At 71.5% G+C, this 23,105-nt stretch carries 26 protein-coding genes and 1 pseudogene; 16 read left to right on the top strand and 11 right to left on the bottom strand.

All coding sequences use genetic code 11. From position 1 onward, the window contains the following. Window positions 1-101: 101 nt before the first annotated feature. The 4 genes from ACFVT5_RS17115 to ACFVT5_RS17100 form a co-directional block, all read right to left on the bottom strand. On the bottom strand, window positions 102-560 hold the full coding sequence (locus tag ACFVT5_RS17115; RefSeq protein ID WP_389888179.1) for a DinB family protein: 459 nt from the start codon (window positions 558-560) through the stop codon (window positions 102-104). A gap of 76 nt (window positions 561-636) precedes the next feature. Next, window positions 637-2,793: a PP2C family protein-serine/threonine phosphatase gene (locus tag ACFVT5_RS17110; protein WP_389887554.1), complete on the bottom strand. Its 2,157-nt coding sequence runs from the start codon at window positions 2,791-2,793 to the stop codon at window positions 637-639. A gap of 194 nt (window positions 2,794-2,987) precedes the next feature. Continuing rightward, window positions 2,988-3,563, bottom strand: coding sequence for an SRPBCC family protein (locus ACFVT5_RS17105; protein ID WP_389887552.1), 576 nt, complete (start codon window positions 3,561-3,563; stop codon window positions 2,988-2,990). Beyond that, on the bottom strand, window positions 3,560-3,910 hold the full coding sequence (locus ACFVT5_RS17100) for an ArsR/SmtB family transcription factor (RefSeq protein WP_389887550.1): 351 nt from the start codon (window positions 3,908-3,910) through the stop codon (window positions 3,560-3,562). Before ACFVT5_RS17100 ends, ACFVT5_RS17105 begins: the two co-directional genes overlap by 4 nt. 166 nt (window positions 3,911-4,076) lie before the next feature. Between ACFVT5_RS17100 and ACFVT5_RS17095 the strand changes: the two genes are divergently transcribed. Beyond that, complete coding sequence (locus ACFVT5_RS17095; protein WP_389887548.1) at window positions 4,077-5,117, top strand: hypothetical protein; 1,041 nt, start codon at window positions 4,077-4,079, stop codon at window positions 5,115-5,117. Here the strand turns inward: ACFVT5_RS17095 and ACFVT5_RS17090 are convergent. Continuing rightward, window positions 5,100-5,489 carry a hypothetical protein gene (locus ACFVT5_RS17090; RefSeq protein WP_389887545.1) on the bottom strand — a complete coding sequence of 130 codons (390 nt, stop codon included), beginning with the start codon at window positions 5,487-5,489 and terminating at the stop codon, window positions 5,100-5,102. The two genes, ACFVT5_RS17095 and ACFVT5_RS17090, sit on opposite strands and share 18 nt — an antisense overlap. Before the next feature lie 406 nt (window positions 5,490-5,895). Between ACFVT5_RS17090 and ACFVT5_RS17085 the strand changes: the two genes are divergently transcribed. The 7 genes from ACFVT5_RS17085 (at window position 5,896) to ACFVT5_RS17055 (ending at window position 11,722) form a co-directional block, all read left to right on the top strand. Beyond that, window positions 5,896-7,764 carry an MFS transporter gene (locus ACFVT5_RS17085; protein WP_389887542.1) on the top strand — a complete coding sequence of 623 codons (1,869 nt, stop codon included), beginning with the start codon at window positions 5,896-5,898 and terminating at the stop codon, window positions 7,762-7,764. After that, window positions 7,764-8,312 carry a MarR family winged helix-turn-helix transcriptional regulator gene (locus ACFVT5_RS17080; protein ID WP_389887539.1) on the top strand — a complete coding sequence of 183 codons (549 nt, stop codon included), beginning with the start codon at window positions 7,764-7,766 and terminating at the stop codon, window positions 8,310-8,312. Before ACFVT5_RS17085 ends, ACFVT5_RS17080 begins: the two co-directional genes overlap by 1 nt. Before the next feature lie 9 nt (window positions 8,313-8,321). Next, window positions 8,322-9,065, top strand: coding sequence for a dienelactone hydrolase family protein (locus ACFVT5_RS17075; protein WP_389887536.1), 744 nt, complete (start codon window positions 8,322-8,324; stop codon window positions 9,063-9,065). Window positions 9,066-9,129: 64 nt separating this feature from the next. After that, entirely contained in the window at window positions 9,130-9,408 is a 279-nt protein-coding gene (locus ACFVT5_RS17070; RefSeq protein WP_389887533.1) for a DUF6295 family protein, read from the top strand. A 70-nt stretch (window positions 9,409-9,478) separates the two neighbouring features. Beyond that, on the top strand, window positions 9,479-9,988 hold the full coding sequence (locus ACFVT5_RS17065) for a MarR family winged helix-turn-helix transcriptional regulator (protein ID WP_389887530.1): 510 nt from the start codon (window positions 9,479-9,481) through the stop codon (window positions 9,986-9,988). A 38-nt stretch (window positions 9,989-10,026) separates the two neighbouring features. Further along, complete coding sequence (locus tag ACFVT5_RS17060; RefSeq protein WP_389888177.1) at window positions 10,027-10,902, top strand: ABC transporter ATP-binding protein; 876 nt, start codon at window positions 10,027-10,029, stop codon at window positions 10,900-10,902. Continuing rightward, complete coding sequence (locus ACFVT5_RS17055; protein WP_389887528.1) at window positions 10,862-11,722, top strand: ABC transporter permease; 861 nt, start codon at window positions 10,862-10,864, stop codon at window positions 11,720-11,722. The genes ACFVT5_RS17060 and ACFVT5_RS17055 overlap by 41 nt, the downstream gene beginning before the upstream one ends. Before the next feature lie 49 nt (window positions 11,723-11,771). On the opposite strand, the gene ACFVT5_RS17050 is transcribed toward ACFVT5_RS17055, so the two are convergent. After that, window positions 11,772-13,004 (bottom strand): aromatic acid exporter family protein, encoded by a 1,233-nt coding sequence (locus tag ACFVT5_RS17050; RefSeq protein WP_389887525.1) that lies wholly within the window; start codon window positions 13,002-13,004, stop codon window positions 11,772-11,774. Window positions 13,005-13,211: 207 nt separating this feature from the next. Between ACFVT5_RS17050 and ACFVT5_RS17045 the strand changes: the two genes are divergently transcribed. Continuing rightward, entirely contained in the window at window positions 13,212-14,381 is a 1,170-nt protein-coding gene (locus tag ACFVT5_RS17045) for a lactate 2-monooxygenase (RefSeq protein ID WP_389887523.1), read from the top strand. 66 nt (window positions 14,382-14,447) lie between these two features. Further along, window positions 14,448-15,206: a class I SAM-dependent methyltransferase gene (locus ACFVT5_RS17040; RefSeq protein ID WP_389887520.1), complete on the top strand. Its 759-nt coding sequence runs from the start codon at window positions 14,448-14,450 to the stop codon at window positions 15,204-15,206. A gap of 60 nt (window positions 15,207-15,266) precedes the next feature. On the opposite strand, the gene ACFVT5_RS17035 is transcribed toward ACFVT5_RS17040, so the two are convergent. Both ACFVT5_RS17035 and ACFVT5_RS17030 read right to left on the bottom strand, forming a co-directional pair. Further along, window positions 15,267-15,569 carry a hypothetical protein gene (locus tag ACFVT5_RS17035; protein ID WP_389887517.1) on the bottom strand — a complete coding sequence of 101 codons (303 nt, stop codon included), beginning with the start codon at window positions 15,567-15,569 and terminating at the stop codon, window positions 15,267-15,269. Window positions 15,570-15,615: 46 nt separating this feature from the next. After that, window positions 15,616-16,443 (bottom strand): aldo/keto reductase, encoded by an 828-nt coding sequence (locus tag ACFVT5_RS17030; protein ID WP_389887514.1) that lies wholly within the window; start codon window positions 16,441-16,443, stop codon window positions 15,616-15,618. Between the two features lie 182 nt (window positions 16,444-16,625). On the opposite strand from ACFVT5_RS17030, the gene ACFVT5_RS17025 reads away from it, so the two are divergent. After that, window positions 16,626-17,252 carry a GntR family transcriptional regulator gene (locus ACFVT5_RS17025; RefSeq protein ID WP_389887512.1) on the top strand — a complete coding sequence of 209 codons (627 nt, stop codon included), beginning with the start codon at window positions 16,626-16,628 and terminating at the stop codon, window positions 17,250-17,252. Here ACFVT5_RS17025 and ACFVT5_RS17020 read toward each other — a convergent pair. Genes ACFVT5_RS17020 through ACFVT5_RS17010 form a run of 3 tightly spaced genes read right to left on the bottom strand, consistent with a single transcriptional unit; the run spans window position 17,249 to window position 18,688 of the window. Further along, entirely contained in the window at window positions 17,249-17,605 is a 357-nt protein-coding gene (locus ACFVT5_RS17020; RefSeq protein WP_389887509.1) for a cupin domain-containing protein, read from the bottom strand. The genes ACFVT5_RS17025 and ACFVT5_RS17020 overlap by 4 nt on opposite strands. After that, window positions 17,602-18,441: a carbon-nitrogen hydrolase family protein gene (locus ACFVT5_RS17015; protein ID WP_389887507.1), complete on the bottom strand. Its 840-nt coding sequence runs from the start codon at window positions 18,439-18,441 to the stop codon at window positions 17,602-17,604. Before ACFVT5_RS17015 ends, ACFVT5_RS17020 begins: the two co-directional genes overlap by 4 nt. Window positions 18,442-18,484: 43 nt before the next feature. Then, complete coding sequence (locus ACFVT5_RS17010) at window positions 18,485-18,688, bottom strand: hypothetical protein (RefSeq protein ID WP_389887504.1); 204 nt, start codon at window positions 18,686-18,688, stop codon at window positions 18,485-18,487. Window positions 18,689-18,904: 216 nt separating this feature from the next. On the opposite strand from ACFVT5_RS17010, the gene ACFVT5_RS17005 reads away from it, so the two are divergent. The 5 genes and pseudogenes from ACFVT5_RS17005 (at window position 18,905) to ACFVT5_RS16985 (ending at window position 23,015) form a co-directional block, all read left to right on the top strand. Further along, complete coding sequence (locus ACFVT5_RS17005; RefSeq protein WP_389887502.1) at window positions 18,905-19,591, top strand: DUF2848 domain-containing protein; 687 nt, start codon at window positions 18,905-18,907, stop codon at window positions 19,589-19,591. Window positions 19,592-19,903: 312 nt separating this feature from the next. Beyond that, the gene (locus tag ACFVT5_RS17000; protein WP_389887499.1) at window positions 19,904-21,091 is read left to right on the top strand and encodes a cytochrome P450; all 1,188 of its coding nucleotides are present in this window, start codon (window positions 19,904-19,906) and stop codon (window positions 21,089-21,091) included. A 14-nt stretch (window positions 21,092-21,105) separates the two neighbouring features. Beyond that, window positions 21,106-21,300, top strand: a complete 195-nt coding sequence (locus tag ACFVT5_RS16995) for a ferredoxin (RefSeq protein ID WP_389887496.1) — start codon at window positions 21,106-21,108, stop codon at window positions 21,298-21,300. Window positions 21,301-21,415: 115 nt separating this feature from the next. Further along, window positions 21,416-21,781: a YciI family protein gene (locus ACFVT5_RS16990; RefSeq protein ID WP_389887493.1), complete on the top strand. Its 366-nt coding sequence runs from the start codon at window positions 21,416-21,418 to the stop codon at window positions 21,779-21,781. Next, window positions 21,781-23,015, top strand: a pseudogene (locus ACFVT5_RS16985) (RNA polymerase sigma factor). Before ACFVT5_RS16990 ends, ACFVT5_RS16985 begins: the two are co-directional and overlap by 1 nt. The last annotated feature ends 90 nt before the right edge of the window (window positions 23,016-23,105 follow it).

Raw genomic sequence — 23,105 nt, 5'->3', positions numbered from 1 at the left:
ACAGTGAGGTCCGTACCAATACGGCGCGTTCCTGACCGGCAACGCCCGTTTGTCTTCGGGTCGTTACGTGGTGATGTCGACTTCTGCGGCGGGCGGTGGGATCAGGCGCCGACGACTCCGTCGATTCCCTCGCGCAGGAAGTCCGCGTGACCGTTGTGCCGCGCGTACTCGTGGAGCAGATGCAGCATCACCAGGCGCAGCGACACGTCCTCGCCCCACCGGGCCTGATGGCCCGTCACATCCAGGGACTCGGCGTCCTGTTCGATCCGGCGGGCGTGCTCGACCTCGCTCCGCCACGCGTCGAACGCCTCCGAACGCGTCGAGTTCCGGGCGTCGTACGCCACTTGGAAGTCGAAGTCGTCCGACCACACCAGCGGAATGTCCTCGGCGCCGATCACTCGCCTGAACCAGGTCCGTTCGACCTCCGCCATGTGCCGCACCAGGCCGAGCAGGGTCAGCGTCGACGGCGGCATCGACCGGAGCCGCAGTTGTTCGTCGGTCAGCCCCTCGCACTTCATGGCGAGCGTCGCGCGCTGGTAGTCGAGAAAACCCCGCAGCATCTCGCGCTCACCCCCGGTCAGCGGAGGCGCGATGCGGTCGTCGGTCACGGCGGGGGTCCCCTCGGTCGCGGAGGGATCACCCTATGCGCCGGTGGCCGTTCACGTGCCGCAGCAGCATCAGGGCCACGTCGTCGGTGCGCTCCTGGGTCCGCTCCACATGGTGTACGAGATGGTCCGCGAGGTCTTCCAGGGGCCGGGCGTGGGCGGCGGCCAGGCGGTCCGCGATCTCCGAGAGTGCCTCGTCCAGGTCGGTGTCCCGGGACTCGATGAGCCCGTCGGTGTAGAGGACCAGGAGTGAACCGGGCGGAAAGGGCACCTCGGTCCTCGGGTAGGTGGCGCCGGCGTCGACGCCGAGCAGCGGGCCACCGTCCAGGCCGAGCACCTGGACCCGGCCGTCCGGGCCGCGCAGCAGGGGCGGCGGATGTCCGGCCCGCGCCAGCACCAGGCGGTCGGCGGCGGTGTCCAGATGCAGATAGAGACAGCTCACGAAGAGGTCGGACTCCAGATCGACGAGCAGCCGGTTGGCGCTGCGGACGACCTCCGTCGGCGACTGGCCGACCGCTGTGTAGGCGCGGACGGCCGTGCGGACCTGGCCCATCAGACCGGCCGCGGTGACGTTGTGTCCCTGGACGTCGCCGATGACCACGGCGGCGCCGGTGCCGGCCGGGATCAGGTCGTAGAAGTCCCCGCCGATCTCCATGCCCCTGGTGCCCGGCAGATACCGGGCCGCCGCCTCGATGCCCGTCAGCAGGGGCAGCCGGCGCGGCAGCAGGGCGTCCTGAAGGCCGTGCGCGAGACGGTGCTTGGTGTCGTAGAGGCGGGCCCGCTCCAGGGCCTGCGCGATCAGGCCGCTGAGGCTCGTGAGCTGGGCCCGCTCCTCGGCGGGAAAGGCACGCGCCTCGGTGTAGCCCAGGACGCAGGTGCCGACCGGGCGGCCGGAGGCGACGAGCGGCAGATAGGCCCACGCCCCGAGCCCGTCGGGGGTGGCCCGGCGGGCCGGGTAGAGCCGCTCCAGCTCACGGCGCGACTCGAAGAACGCCGGGACGCCCGTGACGAGTGCGTGGGCCCCCGGGGTCGGCGCGGTGAGCGGCATCCCCTCGAAGCGGTCCACCACGGACGGGTCCTCGTAGCCGCGCTGCCCGAGCACATGCAGCCGCCCGTGCTCCGAGCCGAGGATCACCACTGCGTGGCCGCCGAGCGCGGGCAGGATCTCGTCGGCGACGAGCTGGATCACGTCCTGCACCCCCACCGCCTCCGTGAGGGCGCTCGCCAGGCTCAGGATGTGCGAGATGTGCACCAGGCGCGCGGCCTCCTCGTCGGGCTCCGCGTGCGAACGCCCCGGTACCGTACGGGACTTGGCGCGGGTGATCCGCACGCTGAGCCCGCTGGTGCTCGGGTAGAGCCGGAACGACAGCCAGCGGCGCGGCGGGCGCAGCGCCACGAACGAGGTCGGCTGCTGACTGATCAGCGCGGCACGGTAACGGTCCTCGTACACCGGGTCGTCCAGCCAGGGCAGCGCTGCCCACAGCTGTCTGCGCAGGATGCTCTCGACGGTGACGCCGAGCAGGTTGGCCGCCGCCGCGTTGGCGTAGGTGACCCGCCCGTCGAGGTCGAGCGCGCACATCCCGTACGGCAGCCGCGCCACCATGCGGGCCGCTTCGACGGCGGCCGGCACGGGGGGCACCGGGTCGGGCACCGGCGGAGCCGCGCCCGGGACGACGGGCCGCCCCGCACGGGCCGCGTGCTCCAGACCGAGGGCGAGCCGTTCGCAGGCGCTGGTGAGCAACTCCCGCTCTCCGTTGGACAGTTCCGGCGGATGGGAGCCGGGCCAGCTCACGAACACCGCGCCGTACATGACGCCGTGCACCGCGACCGGCAGCGCGGCCAGCGCGAAGGGGTACGGCAGGACGACCGCGACCCGGGGATAGCGGCTCGACATCTCCTCCTCGCCGCTCACCCACACCGTCCGGTGCTCCCGTACGGCGTCGGCGACCGGGATCGGCGAGCCGAGGGCAACCCGCTCCCATGGCGCCGCGAACGCCCTCGGCAGTCCCGCCATCACCGTCATGACCAGCACCGGCTCACCGGGTGCGAGGAGGTAGACGGCGCCGGAATGGCCATGGACGGCGTCCACGATCCCGGCGAGGGCGTGCGAGAGGAGGGAGCGGTCGGACGGGGTGCCGGTGGCGGGGGCGACGATGGGGCGCTGGACGGAGGGTCCCCGTTCGGGCATGACGGATCACCTCCTCGGCCGGTCACCCTCCGAGCCGGCTGCCCATCGGGCTCCCGACACCAAGGCTGCCCGCTGCGTGCGGTCCGCGCACGGCGAGGGGGTGCGGCGGGGTCGGGCGAGAGAAGGGCGTCGTACGACCGCGCTGGTCAGGAGGCGGTGCTCCAGGTCAGGGGACGGTGTCAGGACCGGCGGTGTCAGGAGGCGGTGTCCTCGTCCCGCGGCTGCTCGGGCAGGCCGGTGTTCGGGATGTCGAACTTCCGCGCGTACTGATCGTTCAGCTCGGACCAGCCGAACTCGGTCGCCGCCATGCCCCGGATCGGCGGGATCGGATCGCCGTCGAGGAGGTGTTCGGCCACGTCCAGGCAGAGGTGCCAGCCCGCGGCGACCTTCGGGAGCCAGTCGCGCGCCTGCACGGTGTGGTGGAGGGCGAGCCGGGTGCCGGAACCGGTCGCTGTCAGCTCCCAGCGCAGGATGTCGTCACCGAGGGTGTATTCAAGGAGCGTCGGCGGCTCGGCGCGCGTCACCTCGGCGGGCAGGTCCTGCGGCTTCTCGTCATCGATCATCGTGAGCGTGACCGCGCCGGGCGTGCCGAGATCGCGGCCCGCGGTGTACGGGGCCCAGGCGGCGAGCTGGTCGGGATCGGTGAGCGCGGCCCACACCTTCCGGGGCGGATGCCGCAGGTCACGCGTGAAGACGAGTGTCCAGCGGTCACCGGTCGCCGTGCAGTCGACGTCGCCGATGGGGCTGGGCCGGTAGGCGTCGGGGTTCATGACTCCTCCTGAGGGTCGGGGGTGGGGTGTGGCTGGTCGTCGGGGTCGTCGAGTGCGTCGAGATGGCGCTCAAGGGCGTCGAGATGGCGGTCCCACAGTGCGCGATAGGGCTGGAGCCAGTCGTCCAGGGCCTGGAAGGGGCGCGCGTGAATCCGGTAGATGCGCTGCTGCGCCTGCGTACGGCAGGTCACGAAACCGGCATCGCGCAGCACCTTCAGATGCTTGGACACCGTGGGCTGACTGACCCGCAGTGTCTCGACCAGTTCATTGACGCTGCTGTCGCCCACCAGGAGCCGATCGAGAATCCGGCGGCGGGTGGGTTCGGAGAGCACGGAGAACGTATCCACGGACACGGCTTCTATATTCCTCGTGAGGTATATGCCTGTCAAGGCATACATGTGTTCCGCCGGCGCCTGCACGGGCGCGAAAACCCATGGAGAACCTGGCCCTGATCCCCGATCATGGAAGGCGCCGACCGGTCACCGGAATCCGGCCGGCGGGGAGGCCGGGCAGGTGCTGGAGATCGTCTGCGACGAGTCCGGATCGGACGGCGAGAATCTCATCGGCGGCAACACCGATGTGTTCGCCCACGCCGGCGTGCGCGTCGCCGTGGAAGACGCGGCGGCGGCCCTGGTGGAGATACGGGACCGGGTGCGTTCCCCGGCCCGCGAGTACAAGGCGACCCATTTGCTCCGGGAGAAGCACCGCTCGGTTCTGACCTGGTTCCTGGGTCCGTCCGGTCCGCCCGCGGATGGCGCCCGTGTACACCTGACCGACAAGGCGTTCTTCGTGGTCGGCAGGGTCGTGGAGCTGCTGGTGGGGGAGCAGGGACGGCCGCCCGGCGTCGAGATGTTCCGCGACCCGGGGGTCGAGGAGATCGCCGTGGCCCTCTACCGCGCGGGGTGCCGGATGCCCGAGCGCGCGCGGTGGCGGCGCTTCCTGATCGCGTCCAACGACATGATGCGGCTCAGATTCCGCGCCGAGGGCACCGACCCGGTAGAGGCGTTCTTCCAGGCGCTCGACGGCCTGTGCCCGCCCGGCGCCGAGGGTGAGCCGGCCGGCATCCTGGACCTGCTGCGGCGAAACCGGTCCCGCGCCGAGGTGTTCCGGGCCCGGATCGACGACACCCCGGACCTGATTCCGGCCATGGACCCGCTGTTTCCCGCGATCGTCGCGACGGCCGCCCACGCACACGCCCACACGAACGCCCCCGCCCACGCCCCCGCGTACGGACAGGGTCACCCCGTATCCCTGGTGCACGACCGCCAGAACATGCTCACCGAGGAGCGGATCGCCTGGCTCACGACCGCGCTGCCGCTGGCCGGGCTGCGGCTTGTCGAGTCCTGGTCGGATCCGCGCGTCCAGCTCGCGGACTTCCTCGCCGGAGTGGCGCGCAAACTCGCCTCCGACGAGTTGAACGACCGGGGCGACCCGGAGCTGACCGCGCTCCTGCGCCCCCATGTGGACCCGCTCTCGATCTGGGCCGACAGTCGGAGCGGGTCCCTCCTGGGGGTGGCCCCACGGGGCGGTGGCCGGTCAGCCGCGGATCGATGAGGACAGGTCGCCGTTCGGGTGCAGGGTGACGCGCAGGAACGTGTTCTGGGCGGACGCCGAGTGCCCGTTCGCGATGATGACGCCCACCTTCGTGCTGCCCATGAAGAGGTCCGCCTCGTAGCGGTGCGGCCCGAACCGGTACACCTTCGCGGTGGTCTTCCCGTCCGCGAGTGTCGGGTTCGAGACCAGGACACCGCCCTGTCCGAGTACGGGTCCCTGCTGCTGGCCGACGGAGGGGTTGAAGGGGTTGAACGGCTCGGGGGGCACCGAGGACGCGACGGCGCCCGACGCGGAGAGACCGACGACGAAGACGGAACTGGCCGCGAGGCCAGTGGCGACGACGGCTGCACGGAACGACGGGAGAGCGCGCATGAGGGAGGGTTCCTTCGCGGTCGGGGGCAGGGGGGTCGCGGTGCGCCACCGGGTCACCCGTGTCGACAGCATCCGCGACGCCTGTCAACGTTACCTGTAAGTCATATAACGGACATCTCGCGCGATTCACTCGACCGTGTCACGCCGCTCGGCGACCTGGTCCCGCCGCCCGATGGCCGGGTCCCACCGTCCGAGAGGCGGCCTCCGTCCCGCATCGAGCGGTGGCCTCCGTCCCGTGCCGAGCGGTGGCCTCCGTCCCGTGTCAGGAATAGATTGGTTGAAGTCAAGCAAGTAATGGTCCCGGTGGGAGTGGTGTCCCGTGGGAAGTGCCGCCGCTGAAGCGTCCGGACGCGGTCCGGAGCCGACCCCGTCCGGCGGAGCCGGTGGGTTCGTGCCCGGTGGATTTGTGGCAGGACCGCGCTACAAGTGGATCGCCCTGTCGAATACGACCCTGGGCGTGCTGATCGCCTCGATCAACATGTCGATCATGCTGATCGCGCTGCCCGACATCTTCAGGGGGATCGGCGTCGATCCGCTCCAGCCCGGCAACACCGGTCTGCTGCTCTGGCTGATCATGAGCTATCTGGTCGTCACCGCCGTGCTCGTGGTGAGCTTCGGCAGGCTCGGCGACATGTACGGGCGCACCCGTATGTACAACCTGGGCTTCGCCGTGTTCACGGTGTTCTCCGTGCTGCTCTCGGTGACCTGGATGCACGGCACGGCCGGAGCCCTGTGGCTGATCGCGATGCGCGTACTGCAAGGCGTCGGCGGAGCCATGCTCATGGCCAACTCGAACGCGATCCTCACCGGCGCCTTCCCGGCCCGGCAGCGCGGTCTCGCGCTCGGCCTCAACCAGGTCGCCGGGATCGCCGGTTCCTTCTTCGGTCTGGTCCTGGGCGGACTGCTCGGCCCCCTCGACTGGCGGCTGGTCTTCCTGGTCTCCGTGCCCTTCGGCGTCTTCGGCACCGTGTGGGCGTATCTGCGGCTGCGCGACACCGGGATCCGCACGCCCGCGCGCCCCGACTGGTGGGGCAATGTCACCTTCGCCGTCGGGCTCATCGCCCTGCTCGCCGGAATCACCTACGGCATCCAGCCCTACGGCGGCCACCCCATGGGCTGGACCAATCCCTTGGTGCTGGCCATGATCGGCGGCGGAATCGCCGTGCTCGCCGTGTTCTGCGTGGTCGAATCGCGGGTGCCCTCGCCGATGTTCCACCTCGGGCTGTTCCGCATCAGGGCCTTCACGGCGGGCAATCTCGCCAGCCTCCTCGCGTCCCTGGGACGCGGTGGCCTGATGTTCATCCTGATCATCTGGCTCCAGGGAATCTGGCTGCCCCGCCACGGCTACAGCTTCTCCGAGACACCGCTGTGGGCCGGTATCTACATGCTGCCGCTCACCGTCGGCTTCCTGGTCGCCGGACCGGTGTCGGGGTGGGCGTCCGACCGGTTCGGGGCACGGACCTTCGCGACCGGCGGCATGCTGATCGCCGCCGGGACCTTCGTGGCGCTCCAGGCGCTGCCGGTCGACTTCAGCTATCAGACGTTCGCGCTGATCCTCCTCTTCAACGGCATCGGCATGGGCCTGTTCGCCGCCCCCAACCGGGCCGCCATCATGAACAGCCTGCCGCCCGACCAGCGCGGTGTCGGCGCCGGGATCAGCACCACCTTCCAGAACTCGGCCATGGTCCTGTCCATCGGCATCTTCTTCTCACTGATGATCGCCGGGCTCGCCGGAGCCCTGCCCGGGGCCCTGTCCAGCGGCCTCACCGCGCAGGGCGTGCCGACCGCCGACGCCGCCAAGGTCGCGGCACTGCCCCCGGTCGGCGTGCTGTTCGCCTCGCTCCTCGGCTACAACCCGATCAAGACCCTCCTCGGACCCCAGGTGCTGAGCGGTCTCCCGCCCGGCCACGCCTCGTATCTGACGGGCCGTGAGTTCTTCCCGCAGCTGATCTCGGGACCCTTCTCGGACGGGCTCTCCGTCGCCTTCGACTTCGCCATCGCGGCCTGCCTGATCGCGGCCGTCGCCTCGCTGCTGCGCGGTGGACGGTATGTGCACGACGACCGGAGCCACCGGAAGGTCACCGGTGAGCGGGCTGCCGGGAAGCCGGTTGCCGGTTCGTCGGTCGCCGTCGCCGGTTCGTCGGTCACCAGTGAGTCGGCTGCCCGTACGGCGGGTACGACCGTCACCCCGACCCCCGCGCCCCGGACCACCCCCGGCACGGCACAGCGGGTCACCCCATCGACCCCGCCCCCGAACGACCCGAGGAGCCCCTGATGTCCGAGCCGGACGGCGACCCCGCGGCCGAACTCGAACTCGCCGGACGGCTGCGCGCGGCCATCCAGCATCTGCTGCCGCTGATGCGCGGCCAGACCGTGCATCCCGATCTGACGCCCAGCCGGCTCACGGCCCTCGCCGTCCTTGAGGCCGAAAGCCCGCTGCGCATCAGCGAGTTGGCGTCCCGGATGGGCGTCGCCCTGTCCACCACGTCCCGCATGGTCGACCTGCTGGTCTGCGCCGGCTGGCTCGACCGGCAGACGGACCCGGTCGACCAGCGCGCCAGCCTCGTCGGCCTCAGCGACTCGGGGCATACGGTGCTGACGTCCGTACGCCGCGAGAACACCAGCACACTCGCCCGGGAGGTCGCCCTGCTGTCGCCGGAACTCCAGCGGCTCCTCCACGACGCGCTGCCCGCCCTCGAAGCCCTGGGTACCCGCGCTCGCCGGTCCCGGACCGCGAATCCCCGGACCGTGAACACCGGGACCGCGAACACCCGGACCGAAAGCCCCCGCACCGCCGGCCCCCGGACCGCCGACCACTCCTAGGGAACCCCCATGTACGACGCACTGCTCGCCGAGACCGTCACGCTCACCGGCCACGACGGTGACCTCATCGAGGCGTACTCCGCCCGGCCGCTGACCCCGGGACCGCTCGGCGGTGTCGTGGTCATCCACCACATGCCGGGCTACGACCGGGCCTCCAAGGAGATCACCCGCAGACTCGCCGCCGAGGGCTATGCCGCCGTGTGCCCCAATCTCTACAGCCGCGAGGCCCCCGGCGCCGCCCCGGACGACGCCGCTGCCGCCGCCCGAGCCCAGGGCGGCGTCCCCGACGCCCGGCTGGTCGGCGACGTGGCGGGTGCCGCCCGGTATCTGCGCGGCCTTCCGTCGTCCAACCAGCGTGTGGGCACCATCGGTTACTGCTCCGGAGGCCGGCAGTCCGTGCTCGCCGCGTGCAACCTGGACGTGCAGGCCGCCGTCGACTGCTACGGCGCCTTCGTCATCGGCAGCCCGCCCGCCGGGTTCCCGCTCGCCGTCGAACCCCTCACCCCCCTCCTGGGCGACCTCTCCGCCCCGCTGCTCGGCCTCTTCGGCGCCGACGACCAGCACCCGGCACCCGCCGAAACAGCCGAGCTGGAAACCGAGTTGACCAAGCACGGCAAGACATACGAGTTCCACACCTTCGAAGGCGCCGGGCACGCGTTCTTCGCGGTGGACCGGCCCAGCTACCGGCCCGAGGCCGCCGTCGAGGGCTGGAACCTCGTCCTCGACTTCTTCGGCCGCCACCTCGCCGGCTGACCACCCCGACCCCTACGGCCCGCGCGCTCCACACGGACCGCACGCGGACGCGGAAGGCGACACCATGTGCACGTATCTCACCGAGAAGATCGCCATCGAGGGCAGCGGCAAGGGAGCCCGGGGATACTTCCCGCTCACCGAGGCCCTGGTCTACATCGACCACCCCCAGCACGCGCCCTACGAACACACCGTCAACATCGACTTCCTCAACCCGGGGCAGGGCCCCTCGGCGCGCGTCGCCGTCGAACTCACCGAGGAGGCGGCGCTCGCGCTGATCGAGGCGGTACGCCAGGCGCTCGCCCTCGCGCCGCCGGGACTGGCGTCGGCGCCGCCGCACCCGTAGGCGAGGCTTTGTCCCGCCCTTGACCCTCCCTTTCCCTGGATACCTCTCACTCAGAGGTAATCTGGAACACATGGACGGACTGGAGACAGTGGACGCGGGGCAGGCACCCGAGGCGGCGGACGCCGTCGACCGGGCCGACTTCCCGGACGCCCTGGCCGCCGCGCTCGCCGGAGTGCAGCGGCTGATCCGCCGCCGGCTGCGCGGGGGCACCACCGAGCCACGGCTGCGCGGCGCCCAGGTCGACCTGCTGCGGCTGATCGTGGCCCGGCCCGGCATCGGAGTCTCCGACGCCGCCAAGGAGCTGTATCTCGCGGGCAATTCGGTTTCCACCCTCGTCAACCAACTGGCCCGCGCCGGATATCTGGTCCGGGAGACGAACCCCGACGACCGGCGCTCCGCCCGGCTGCTGCCGACCCCGGCGGCCCAGGCCCGCCTGAGGGACTGGCACGAACGCCGTTCGGCGCTGGTCCGCGAACAGGTGGCCCGACTCGACGAGGCCGACCGACAGGCCCTGGAAGCGGCCCTTCCGGCGCTGCGCCGACTGGCCCGCTCGCTGCACGAGGAGGTCGAGGGCACATGACCGACACGACCCGGGACACCACGGACACCACAGCCGCCATGGACGCCACAGCCGGCACGGACGCCACCGCCCCCGCGGAACCCGGCGCGGTCACCTGCGTCGGCCTCCGGTACGCCTTCGGCGAGACCGTCGCCGTGGACGGCCTGGACCTCCACGTCGCCGAGGGCGAGGTGTTCGGGCTGCTCGGGCCCAACGGCGCGGGCAAGACCACCGCGATCCGCTGCATCACCACCCTGCTGCCCGTCCCGGCGGGCATGGTGCGGGTGTTCGGCCACGACCCCAGCAAGGAGCGGATGCCCGTACGGCGGCTCCTGGGGTATGTGCCCCAGCAGTTGTCGGCGGACGCCGGGCTCACCGGACGCGAGAACGTGACCCTGTTCGCCCGGGTCTTCGACGTGTCACGGCGCGAGCGTGCCGAGCGGGTCGCCCAGGCCCTGGAGGCCGTCGACCTCACCGAATCCGCCGACCGGCTCGCCAAGACCTACTCCGGTGGCATGATCCGCCGCCTCGAACTGGCCCAGGCCCTGGTCAGCGCCCCCCGGCTGCTGATACTCGACGAGCCCACGATCGGCCTCGACCCCATCGCCCGTACCAGCGTGTGGGAGCACATCAACGCCGTACGGGCCGCCACCGGCATGACCGTCCTCGTCACCACGCACTACATGGACGAGGCCGACCAGTACTGCGACCGGGTCGCCCTGATGCACCGCGGGCGCGTCCGTGCCCTGGGCACCTCCGCCGAACTGCGGACGGGCCTGAAGGAGCGGCGCGGCGCCGCGGGGGAGGCCACGACCGACGAGTTGCCGACGCTCGAAGACGTCTTCCGGGACATCGCGGGCAGCGGCCTCGACGACCAGTCAGGAGACTTCCGCGATGTCCGAAGCACCCGTCGTACAGCGACCCGCGTCGGCTGACGCCACCCACCCGCGCGGCCTTGACCTGCTGGTATCTCCGCCCAGCCCGCGTACCGGCTGGCGCGTGCTGCCTGCCAGGGTCGTCGCGATGTGCGTCGTCGAACTCCAGAAGCTGCGCCACGACCGGACCGAGCTGTACACCCGGGCCGTGCAGCCCGCGCTCTGGCTGCTGATCTTCGGCGAGACCTTCACCCGGATCCACGCGATACCCACCGGCGGCATCCCGTACATCGACTACCTCGCGCCCGGCATCATCGCCCAGTCCGCGATGTTCATCGCCATCTTCTACGGCATCATGATCATTTGGGAGCGGGACGCCGGGATCCTCACCAAGCTCCTGGTCACGCCCACACCACGGTCCGCCCTGATCACCGGCAAGTCGTTCGCCGCGGGCGTCAAGGCGCTGATCCAGGCGGTCGTCGTCATCGTCATCGCGGCGCTGCTCGGTGTCGCCATGACCTGGAACCCGCTGCGGCTCCTGGGAGTCGCCGTCGCCGTGATCCTCGGATCGGTGTTCTTCTCCTGTCTGTCGATGACGATCGCGGGCATCGTGCTCACCCGCGACCGGCTGATGGGCATCGGACAGGCCATCACCATGCCGCTCTTCTTCGCCTCCAACGCCCTCTACCCGGTGGCGATCATGCCGGGCTGGCTCCAGGCCATCAGCAAGGCCAATCCGCTGAGTTACCAGGTCGACGCGTTGCGCGGACTGCTCCTCGGCACCCCCTCGCATCTCGCCCTGGACTACGGGGTGCTGGTGTTCGCCGCGATCGTCGGGATCACGGCGGCCTCCTCGCTCCTCGGCCGACTCGCCCGTTGACCCGTTGACCCGCTGACCCGCTGACCCGCAGGCCAGCTCCCGGCCGTCGTCAGCGGCTGTTGCCCGGCGTGAGCCGCTCCCGCAGCCGGTCCAGCCAGGCACGCGGCCCGAGTTGCTCCCGGGTACCCCGGTCCAGCTCCTCCATCAGGCGCCGTCCCCGGTGCTCCATGTCCAACTCGTCCAGGATCCGGTTCACCTCTGTCAGCAGCGCGCCGTGCAACTGCCAGTCGCGGGGGTCACGCCGTACTCCGTCGAGCAGGAGCCGCGCCGCGTGGTCGCGGCTCACGCCCGCCGCCCTCAGCTGCTCCGCGAGACGCTCCTCGGCCGCGTCGGCGTTGGCGCTGACCTGAGTCGTCACCAGTACCGCGAAGCTGACCACCGCGTCCGCGACATGCCCCAGGAGTTCCTGGAGCGCCACGCCCTCCTCCTGCGGGAACATCGGCTCCCCGGCGCGTTCCTTCGCGAGATCCGTGAGGGTACGGGCCAGGACCCGCAGGACGACCGTGCAGATCTCCAGCGTGTCGAGACCGGTGCGCAGCAGGATCCGGTTCAACAGGCCCTCGCGGACCCGGGGGTTGAGCCTGAGGCTGTCCTCGGCCTGCCGCAGCGCCGCGTCCACCTCGACGATGTCGTTGTCGAGCTGCCGCGCCTCGTGCAACTGTTCCGCCGCCTTCTCGGGCGGGGTGCGCGCGGTGAGCTGTTCCCCGCTGCGCAACAGCAGTTGCCGCATCCGGCGGGCCAGGCCCTCGATGGACTCGCCCGCCGTGTCGATCCAGACGGGCGGCGCGAGCACGAAGTTGAACAGCAGCCCCACGACCGCGCCGATCACTGTCTCCAGCACCCGGTCCCACGCCGTGTCGCCGACCCGGGTCACGCCGAGCACGAGCATCGCGCTGATCGCCACCTCGGGCACGAACTCGCCGACACGGACGAACTGTCCGACCGTGAGCGACGCCAGGATGATCAGCCCGAGGCTCCACCAGCTCAGCCCCACCAGGGCACTGAACCCGATCGCGATGAGCACCCCGACGACCACCGAGTTCACCCGGCGGATCCCCGTCGTGAGGGTGTTGTACAGCGTCACCTGCACCACGAGCAGCGCCGTCAGGGGCGCGGTCAGCGGCGCGGTCTCGTTGCTGAGCTGGAGTGCGACGACATACGCGATCGTGGCCGCCGCCGTGGACCGCAGGGTCTGCACCACCACCGGCTCGCGCCGCCGCCTCACCAGATCGGCCACCGGAGCGGCCATCGCGCCTCGTACGTCCCGCATCCGTTCAGGCATTCCGTCGCACCCCGTCACGCTCACCGACCGGCATCGCAGGGCCCACTCTGGTACGGACGGCCGCCCGGCGCCGACAGGACGCTCCGATGCGCCGGATCGGGACCGGCACCGCGCTGTCCGGGCGGCCCGTGCTGGACGTTCCGGTCCGCACTCGTCAGGATCGTGCCGTTGCAGCGCGATCTCACGGGCGAGAGGCGGAACCGGCGAATGACCACGCACTGGGCTGACTTCCAGTACGAGATCTATCTGAACGGTATGACGGGCGCGGTGCCCAGGCTCCCCACCGATCTGTCCCGCCTTGAGGAACTGACGGAGCGACGGCTCGGCCCGGGAGCCGTCGGCTATGTCGCGGGCTCCGCGGGCAACGGCAGCACCGCGCGCGCCAATCGGGCCGCCCTGGACCGGCTGCGGATCGTGCCGCGGGTGCTGCGCGACGTCCACGAACGCGACCTGTCCGTCGACGTCCTGGGCCGTACGCTGCCCGCGCCGCTGGCCCTGGCGCCGGTCGGCGTTCTGTCGATCATGCACCCGGACGCCGAGCCGGCCGCGGCCCGCGCCGCCGCGGCGCGCGGGGTGCCGTACATCCTGTCGTCCGCGTCGAGTACCCCGCTGGAGCAGGTCGCCGAGGCGATGGGCGACGCGGAGCGCTGGTTCCAGCTGTACTGGGCCAAGGACCGCGAGGTGACCAAGAGTTTCCTGGCGCGCGCCAAGGCCGCCGGGTACACGGCCCTGTTCGTCACCCTCGACACCCCGATCCTGGCCTGGCGGCCCCGCGATCTCGACCAGGCGTATCTGCCGTTCCTGCACGGTGTGGGCACCGCCAACTACTTCACCGACCCGGCGTTCCAGGCCGGTCTCGCCAAGCCGGTGCACGAGGACCCGAACGCGGCCGTCCTGCACTTCGTCGGCATGTTCGCCGATCCGTCGAAGACCTGGCCCGACCTGGGCTTCCTACGGGAGCACTGGGACGGTCCGATCGTGCTCAAGGGCGTTCTGCACCCCGACGACGCCCGCCGCGCCGCCGCCGCGGGCATGGACGGCGTCGTCGTGTCCAACCACGGCGGCCGGCAGGTCGCCGGGGCCATCGGCGCCGCCGACGCGCTGCCGGGTGTGGTGGAGGCCGCCGGGGACCGGCTCGCCGTCCTGTTCGACAGCGGTGTGCGCACCGGCGACGACATGGTCAAGGCCCTCGCGCTGGGCGCCCGCGCGGTCCTCGTCGGCCGCCCGTACGCGTACGGGCTCGGCCTCGACGGTCAGGCGGGCGTCGACCACGTCATCCGCTGTCTGCTCGCCGAGTTCGACCTCACCCTCGCACTCTCCGGGCACGCGAGCCCCGCCACGCTCACCGCCGACGACCTGGTACGGGACTCCGGCTGACGGGGGAGAGGGCGCCGCCCGGACGGGGCCGGAGCCACGGCGGCGCGACGGCCTATGCTGAGCGTGATGTTCACCCCCGAGGGCCCCACCTTCCGCGAACTCGCCGTGCAGGCGCTGTCGTCCGTCGAGCACGGCTACGACCTGCTGGCCCCGAAGTTCGACCACACACCGTTCCGCACGCCGGACGACATCCTGGACCCGGTCGGGCCGCTCCTCGCCCGGCTCGGCCCCTTCGACCGGGGGCTCGACCTGTGCTGCGGGACGGGCGCGGGACTCGGCGTGCTGCGCGAGGTGTGCCGGGAGCGGGTCGTCGGCGTCGACATCAGCGCGGGCATGCTCGATGTGGGCCGCGAGGGGCACCTGAAGTCCGGTGCCGGTGATGACCTTGGCGAAGGTACGGCGCCCGGACCGCCGACCGACTGGGTGCGCGCGGACGCGCTGTCGCTGCCGTTCGGCCCCGTCTTCGACCTGGTCGTCAGCTTCGGCGCCTTCGGGCACTTCCTGCCCCGTGAAAGGCCCGCGCTGTTCGCGGAAGTCCACGGGGTGCTGCGGCCGGGCGGCCGGTTCGCGTTCCCGATCATGGCGCCGCCGCGTCCGGGCTCCGCCGGCTACTGGGTCCTGCTCGGCTTCGACTCCGCGATGCGGGTGCGCAACGCCGTGTGGCGGCCCCCGTTCGTCATGTACTACCGGGTGTTCCGCCTCGCCGACGTCCAGGAGGAGCTGTCCCGCGCGGGCTTCGCCGTGGAGCTGTACGCCCTTCCGGAGCTGGGCCGCCGCCCGGACGGCAGCCCGCGCGCCCGGCTGGTGGTCGCGGAACGCCGGTGACGCCGGGGCTCGGTCGTACGTAGCCCTCGGTGGTACGTGGCCCTTGGCCGCCGGTGGCCTTCAGTCGTCGGGGTTGGCCTCCAGGCGGGTGAGATCCATGTCGTCGAGGAGCGCCTCATGGGTCCGCCCGGTGGTCTGGGCGTCCCGCTCGATCTCGACGGCCGCCCATCCCGCGAGGCTCATCACCAGGACCCGCAGCCCGTCCGTGCCGTACTCCTCCAGGACCTCGTCGGCGACGGTCAGGGCCTCCTCCGGGATCCGCTCGGCCGGATGGAGACCGACCACCTTGCGCAGCAGGGCGACCGAGATCCGCGAGATGTCCGGGATGATCTCCCGCAGCCGCCGGTCCTCGTCCTCGTCCACCGTCCGCTTCCCTCCTCGGGTCGGATCCTTGTCTCGGATCCTCGGGTCAGAACTCCTCGTGGCGCTCCGGATCCCCGCCGAGCCGGTGCCGCGGCCGGTGGGCGATCGACGCCAGCTCGTCCGGCGTCAGCTCGAAGCCGAACACGTCGAGGTTGTCCCGCTGACGCCCCGGATCGGACGACTTCGGGATCGGTACGGCACCGAGCTGGGTGTGCCAGCGCAGCACGGCCTGTGCGGGTGTCACGTCATGCGTCTTGGCGACCGCCGTGATCGCCGGGTCGTCCAGCAGGGCACTGCCTCGGCCGAGCGGGCTCCAGCTCTCGGTGGCGATGCCCCGCGCGCGGTGGAAGGCGCGCAGCGCTTCCTGGGGGAGCAGGGGGTGCATCTCGATCTGGTTGACCGAGGGCAGGACGCCGGTCTCGCTCTCCAGACGCTCGATATGGGATTCGGTGAAGTTGGAGACGCCGATCGAGCGGACCAGACCCTCGTCCCTGAGCTTGATCATCGCCCGCCAGGACGTCACGTACCGGTCCACGCGCGGCAGCGGCCAGTGGATGAGATACAGGTCCACGTACTCCAGGCCGAGACGCTGCCGGGATCCTTCGAAGGACGCGAGCGTCTGCTCGTACCCGTGGTCGCGGCCGGGGAGTTTCGTCGTGACGACGATTTCCTCGCGGGGGACGGAGCTGCGGGCGATGCCGCGTCCGGTGCCCGTCTCGTTGCGGTAGTTGGTCGCCGTGTCGATCAGCCGGTACCCGATGTCCAGCGCTCCGGCGACCGCGCTCTCCGCTTCGGCGTCGTCCATCGGATACGTGCCCAGACCGAGGCCGGGGAGTCGGGTGCCGTCGTTGAGCGCGTGAGCCGGGACTGTCACCGTGTCTTCCCTTCGTCCCCCACTGTCTCCTCCCCAATGCTACGGGGCGGGTCCCGGCCCCCGTGGCGTCATCGGTCAGCCGGGACCGGCGTCGGACAAGGGGGCTCCTGCGAGGGCGCCGGGCGGTGGTAACTTTTCCATAGCTCCGTATACGAGCTGTATGCGATCTCTTGGGGGTAGCCGTGACGTCCGGTCGCGAGAAGGCGTACGCGTACCTCAAGGAGACCGTGCTCACGGACCCCGCGATGTCGGGGGAGTTCCTCTCCGAGCAGGAGATCGCCGACCGCATCGGAGTCTCCCGCACCCCGATCCGCGAGGCCCTGCTCCTCCTCGCTGCCGAGGACCTGGTCCAACTGGTGCCCAAGCGGGGCGCGCGGGTCGCCGCCCTGTCCGGCCGCGAGATCAGCGAACTGATGGAGCTGCGCGGCCTGGTGGAGCGGTACGCGGCCGAGCACGCGATCGGTTCGGGCCGGGCGCCCGTGAAGGAACTGGGCGACCTCCTGGACCGGCAGCGCGCTCTCACCGGCCCCGACCAGGCGCGGGAGTTCATCGCGGTGGACCACCTCTTCCACGCCACGCTCGTCTCGGCCGTGGGCAATTCCCTGCTCGACCGGCACTACGACGGGCTGCGCAGCCGCCAGGTTCGGGCCGGTGTCGTCGCGCTGTACAGCGGCCACGGACGCCAGGAGGCGGTGCTCCACGAGCACCGGGCCATCCTGGACGCCCTCACCGCCGGTGACCCCGGCGCGGCGCGCGCCGCGATCGACAGCCACCTGGAGTCGACACTGAAGGTGCTGCTCGCGGGCTAACCGTCGGTGTCGGTGGCCGGGTAGGTGAACACCAGCATCGTGACGCCCTCCTGGGACGTCCACGGGCCGTGCGGCATGCCGGGCGGGCGGCACGCGTACGAGCCCCGCGTGAAGGTGCGGTCCAGCGTCAGGTCGTGCAGCGAGCCCGCGACGAGATAGACCTCCTCCCAGAAGTCGTGCCGCGCCACGCCCTGCGCCGAGGTGTCGGTACCGGGCTCCCACCGCACCAGCGCGGTGGTCCGCAGCCCCGATCCGTCGTCGGCGAGTACCCGCTCACGGACACCGGGGCCCGCGCCCTCGGGCGCCGTCCACTCCCCGGCCGGGTGATGGAACTCCAGTTCCGGCTTGCTCATGCCCGTGCTCCCTTCTCCATGCCCGTTCCGTCGCCGAGCCGGCGGTTGGCCAGTACGGGGATCTTCTCGCGGACCGATGCCACCTCGGTCAGGTCCAGGTCGGCGACGAGCAGCCCCGGCCCGGCGCCGAGCCGGTCGCGCACCGTTCCGTCGGGGCCGACGACCGCGCTGTGCCCGATCCCGGTCGGCGCGGACCCGTGCGGCGCCGCACCCGTGGCCGATTCCGTCGCCGCCGGGTCCGCCTGGCCGACGGCGGCGACCCATACGGTCGCGTCCAACGCCCGTGCGCGGACGAGGAGTTCCCAGTGCTCGCGCTTGCCGGGACCGGCACCCCAGGACGCGGCGAGCAGGGTCGCCACGGCCCCGGCGTCCGCGTGCGCGCGGAACAGTTCGGGGAAGCGGACGTCGTAGCAGGTCGCGAGGCCGAGCCGGACGCCGTCCACGTCGATCGTGGTGACCCGCGAGCCCGCCGCGACGGAGTCGGACTCGCGGTATCCGAAGGCGTCGTACAGATGGATCTTGTCGTACGCCGTGTCGACGCCCGGTCCGGTGGCGAGCAGGGTGTTGGCCACGCGCCCGCCGGGTGCCGGGGTGAACATGCCCGCGACCACGACGATCCCGGCGTCGGCGGCCAGGGCGCGCACCGCCGTCGCCCAGGGGCCGTCGAGCGGTTCGGCGACGGGCGCGAGCGGTGTGCGGAAGCAGGCCATCGACGCCTCCGGGAACACCACGATCCGGGCGCCGGCCGACGCGGCACGCGCCGTCTCCTCCGCGAGCAGTTCGAGATTCCGCGCCGGTTCGGGTCCTGTGGTGAGCTGACTGAGGGCGATACGCACGGGGAACGGCCTTCCGGTGAGGGGACTTGGGGTTCTGTAGCGGCTACGGCGCGGGGGTTCCGGTGTTGCTGTCCGTGCCCTCGGCGGTGGCGCCCACGAGCCGGGCGTCCTCCTCCTCGGCGTGGTCGGCGTCCCGCCCCAGGCACAGGCCCACGACGGTGACCGCGGCGGCCACGGCGAGGTACAGCGCGAGCGGCACCCAACTGTGGAAGGTGCCGAGCAGCGCGGTGAACAGCAGCGGCGCCACGGCACCGCCGATGATCCCGGCCAGGGTGTACGCGAGCGAGGAGCCGGTGTATCGCAGCCGCCCTGTGGGGTGTGCTGCATGCTTCCCGTTCCTTGCCTGGGGGACATCGACCTTTCGGCATACTTCTTGTATACAGGTCGTATGCGCAACCCCCGCGCCGGATGTTAACCGCTTCGAAACCCACTTCTGTTGATGACACCCTCTTCTGGAGATGCCATGGCCACGCTGACCTTCGAACTCCCCGACGGCTCCACGCGCGATGTCGATGTCGTACGCCTGCTCAACGCCGGGTACGCCGGGCGCGGTCAGGAGGACGTGGCCGCCCATGTCGCCGAACTGGCGGAACTGGGCGTTCCCGCGCCCTCGGTGACCCCCGCCCTCTACCCCGTATCGCCCTATCTCGCGCAACAGACCGAGCGGGTCGCCGCGCAGCACGGCCGCACCTCGGGCGAGGCGGAGTGGGCCCTGGTCGTCGCCGACGACGGAGACCTCCTGCTGACCGCCGCCTGCGACCACACCGACCGCGACCTGGAGGTGCACGGGGTCGCCTGGAGCAAGAACGCGGGCCCCGACGTGCTCGCCCGCCGCGCCTGGCGCCTGGCCGAGGTCGAGGACCGGCTCGACACACTGACCCTGCGGGCCTGGGTCACACACCGGGGTGAGGAGACCGAGATCCAGCACGGCACCCTCGCCGAACTGCTGACGCCCGGCTACTGGACCGAGGTGCTGCGCGCCCGGGGCGATCTGGCGCCCGGCACCGTCCTGATCTCCGGGACCATCCCGATGGCCGAAGGCGTCGACCAGTTCGCCGAGCGCTGGCGCGTCGAACTGGCGGACCCGGCGACGGGGGACACGATCCGGCTCGCCTACGACGTGGTGCCGATGCCGGAGCCGATCGGCTGAGCGGGCCGACCGGCCGCACGGAGGGGATGCCGGGCCGATACGCGTGGCCCGTACAGGAGTTCGCGGTCGAATTGGAGCCGGACATCCGGACGGGAGGGTGCCGCTTCCGGACGCGGGGCGCCGCGCGCCGGCACCCGGCGCCGGGGCGCACTCCGCTGACCAGGGCGGGTCCGGCGCGGCGGTGGTGGTGGGCGGTGGGGATCGGCCAGATGCGCCATATGACCGGTCTGGCCGAACTCGACGTGGCCTCCATGTTGCCCGAGGCATCTAATGAAGATCGTCAGGCCGACACCCACCCCCGCGAGGTGCTCGATGACCGATCCCGTCGCCTTCCCCCAGGACCGCACCTGCCCCTACCACCCGCCCACCGCCTATGACCCGCTGCGCGCCGACCGGCCGCTGACCCGGATCTCGCTCTACGACGGCCGGGAGGTGTGGGTCGTCACCGGACACACGGCGGCCCGTGAACTCCTCGTCGACACCCGGCTGTCCAGCGACCGCGTACGCGACGGATTCCCCCTGACGAACGCGCGCATCGCCGCGTTCCGCGACCGCCGCGCCGCGCTCCTCGGCGTCGACGGGGCCGAGCACCGCACCCAGCGGAGCATGCTCATCCCGAGCTTCACCGTGAAACGGGTCGACACGCTGCGCCCGCGTATCCAGCAGACCGTGGACCGGCTCCTCGACGCCATGGAGGCCCAGGGGCCGCCAGCGGACCTCGTGAACGCGTTCGCGCTGCCCGTGCCGTCCATGGTGATCTGCGCGCTGCTCGGTGTGCCCTACGCCGACCACGACTTCTTCGAGGAGCAGTCGCGGCGGCTGCTGCGCGGCCCGCAGGTCGCCGACGCCGAAGAGGCGCGCCTCCGCCTCGACGCCTATCTGGGCGGCCTGATCGACCGGAAGCGGAAGGACCCGGGGGACGGACTGCTCGACGAGCTGATCGCACGCCAGATCGCGGAGGGAACCTTCGACCGCGAGGAACTGGTCGCGCTCGCCACGATCCTGCTGGTCGCCGGGCACGAGACCACCGCGAACATGATCTCGCTCGGCACCTTCACACTGCTGCGCCACCCCGAGCAGTTCGCCGAACTCCGTGCCGATGAGTCCCTGATGTCCGCCGCCGTCGAGGAGCTGCTGCGGTTCCTGTCGATCGCCGACGGGCTCGCGCGGGTGGCCACCGAGGACATCGAACTGGCCGGGACGACGATCAGGGCCGGCGAGGGCGTCCTCTTCTCGACGTCCGTCATCAACCGGGACACCGCCGCCTTCCCCGAGCCCGACGCCCTGGACTGGCACCGCACGTCCCGTCGCCATATCGCGTTCGGCTTCGGGGTCCACCAGTGCCTGGGCCAGAACCTGGCCCGCGCCGAGATGGACATCGCCCTACGGACCCTGTTCGCGCGGTTGCCGGGGCTGCGGCTCGCGGCGCCCGCCGACGAGATCCCGTTCAAGCCGGGCGACTCGATCCAGGGCATGCTCGAACTGCCGGTGACCTGGTGAGGAAGGACGGGACCATGCGGATCGACATCGACAGGGACAGCTGCGTCGGCGCGGGACAGTGCGCCCTCGCGGCGCCGGATGTGTTCACCCAGGACGACGACGGCTTCAGCGAACTGCTGCCGGGCAGCGAGGACGGAGCCGGCGACCCGATGGTTCGTGAGGCCGTCCGGGTGTGCCCGGTGGGGGCCATCGCGGTGATCCAGGACTGAGAATTCTCCTGTGCCGCCGCTTCGGATGTCGATTCGGGCGGATGCCGTTCGTTCAGAGAGTGAGCAGCCGGCGAGAAGGCCGGCGGCGAACGGCGGTACCAAGGAGGAACCGGTCATGAAGCAGTACCTGCTCAGTGTGATGCAGCCCCCCGGCGAGCGGCCCGCGCCCGAGATCCTGGACGGGATCATGCGGAACGTCGAAGCCCTGCACCAGGAACTCAAGGCCGCCGGTGCCTGGGTGTTCGCCGGTGGGCTGCACTCCCCGGACACGGCGACCGTCATCCGGATCAAGGACGGCGACGCCCTGGTCACCGACGGCCCGTACACCGAGAGCAAGGAGTATCTCGGCGGGTTCACCATCATCCAGGCGCCCGATCTCGACGCGGCGCTCGCCTGGGGCGAGAAGACGGCCAGGGCCACCACCCTGCCGATCGAGGTCCGTCCCTTCTACGACGCCTCCGACGACACCTCCGACGACTGATGACCCCGGCCCCGGCCCCGGCCACCGCGCACGTCGAACGCGTCTTCCGCGCGGCGTACGGGCGCGCGGTGGCCGTCCTGGTCCGGGTGTTCGGGGACATCGACCTCGCCGAGGAAGCGGTGCAGACGCCTTCACCAAGGCCCTGGACCGCTGGCCCACCGAGGGGACACCGCCGAGCCCCGCCGGCTGGATCATCACCACCGCGCGCAACAGCGCCGTCGACCGCGTCCGCAAAGAGGCGTCGCGCGCCGACCGGCACGCCCAGGCGGCGCTGCTCCTCGCGCCCGACGCACCGGCCGAGGAGGGCCCCGTGCGCGACGAACGGCTCCGGCTGATCTTCACCTGCTGCCACCCGGCACTGGCCCCCGGGGCCCAGATCGCGCTGACCCTGCGCCTCCTCGGCGGACTCACCACGCCGGAGATCGCCCGCGCCTTCCTGGTCCCCGAGACGACCATGGCCCAGCGCCTGGTACGCGCCAAGAACAAGATCCGCGCCGCCGGCATCCCGTACCGCGTCCCGCGCGACGCGGACCTTCCCGACCGGCTGCGCCCGGTCCTCGCCGTCGTCTACCTGATCTTCAACGAGGGGTACGCGGCCGGGTCGGGCGCCGACTGGGTGCGCGCGGACCTGTGCGCGGAGGCGATCCGGCTCGGGCGGCTGCTCACCGAGCTGATGCCCGACGAACCCGAGGCCGCCGGGCTGCTCGCGCTGATGCTCCTGATCGAGTCCCGGCGCGCCGCCCGCACCGGGCCCGACGGTGAGCTGGTGCTCCTCGGCGACCAGGACCGGGACCGCTGGGACCGTGCGCTGATCGCCGAGGGCCAGGAGCTGGTACGCGACTGTCTGCGCAGGGGCCGGCCGGGCTCGTACCAGATCCAGGCGGCGATCAACGCGGTGCACAGCGACGCCGCGCGCGCCGACGCCACCGACTGGGGCCAGATCCTTCAGCTCTACGACCATTTGGCGGCGATCGCGCCGAGCCCCGTGGTCGACCTCAACCGGGCCGTCGTCCTCGCCGAGGTCGAGGGTCCCGAGGCCGCCCTCGCGCGCGTGGACGCCCTCGCCCTTGACGGCTACCACGCCTTCCACGCCGTACGGGCCGATCTGCTCCGTCGCCTGGACCGGCCCGACGAGGCGGCCGAGGCGTACCAGGCGGCCCTTGAGCGGACCGGGAACGCGGCGGAACGTGCCTTCTTCGCACGGCGGTCCCGCGAGGTACGCGGGATGCCGTGACCGGGGAAGCGGGGGCGCCGTGACCGGGGGGAATCCGCCCGGCGCGCGAGCGATGAGTTTCCGGAGCAGCATCGGTCGTACCGGTAAGCA

This window comes from Streptomyces sp. NPDC058001 (genome assembly GCF_042886315.1).
GTDB lineage: Bacteria > Actinomycetota > Actinomycetes > Streptomycetales > Streptomycetaceae > Streptomyces.
Note: the sequence above shows the minus strand (reverse complement) of the source record. Positions and strands in the feature narration are given on the sequence as shown.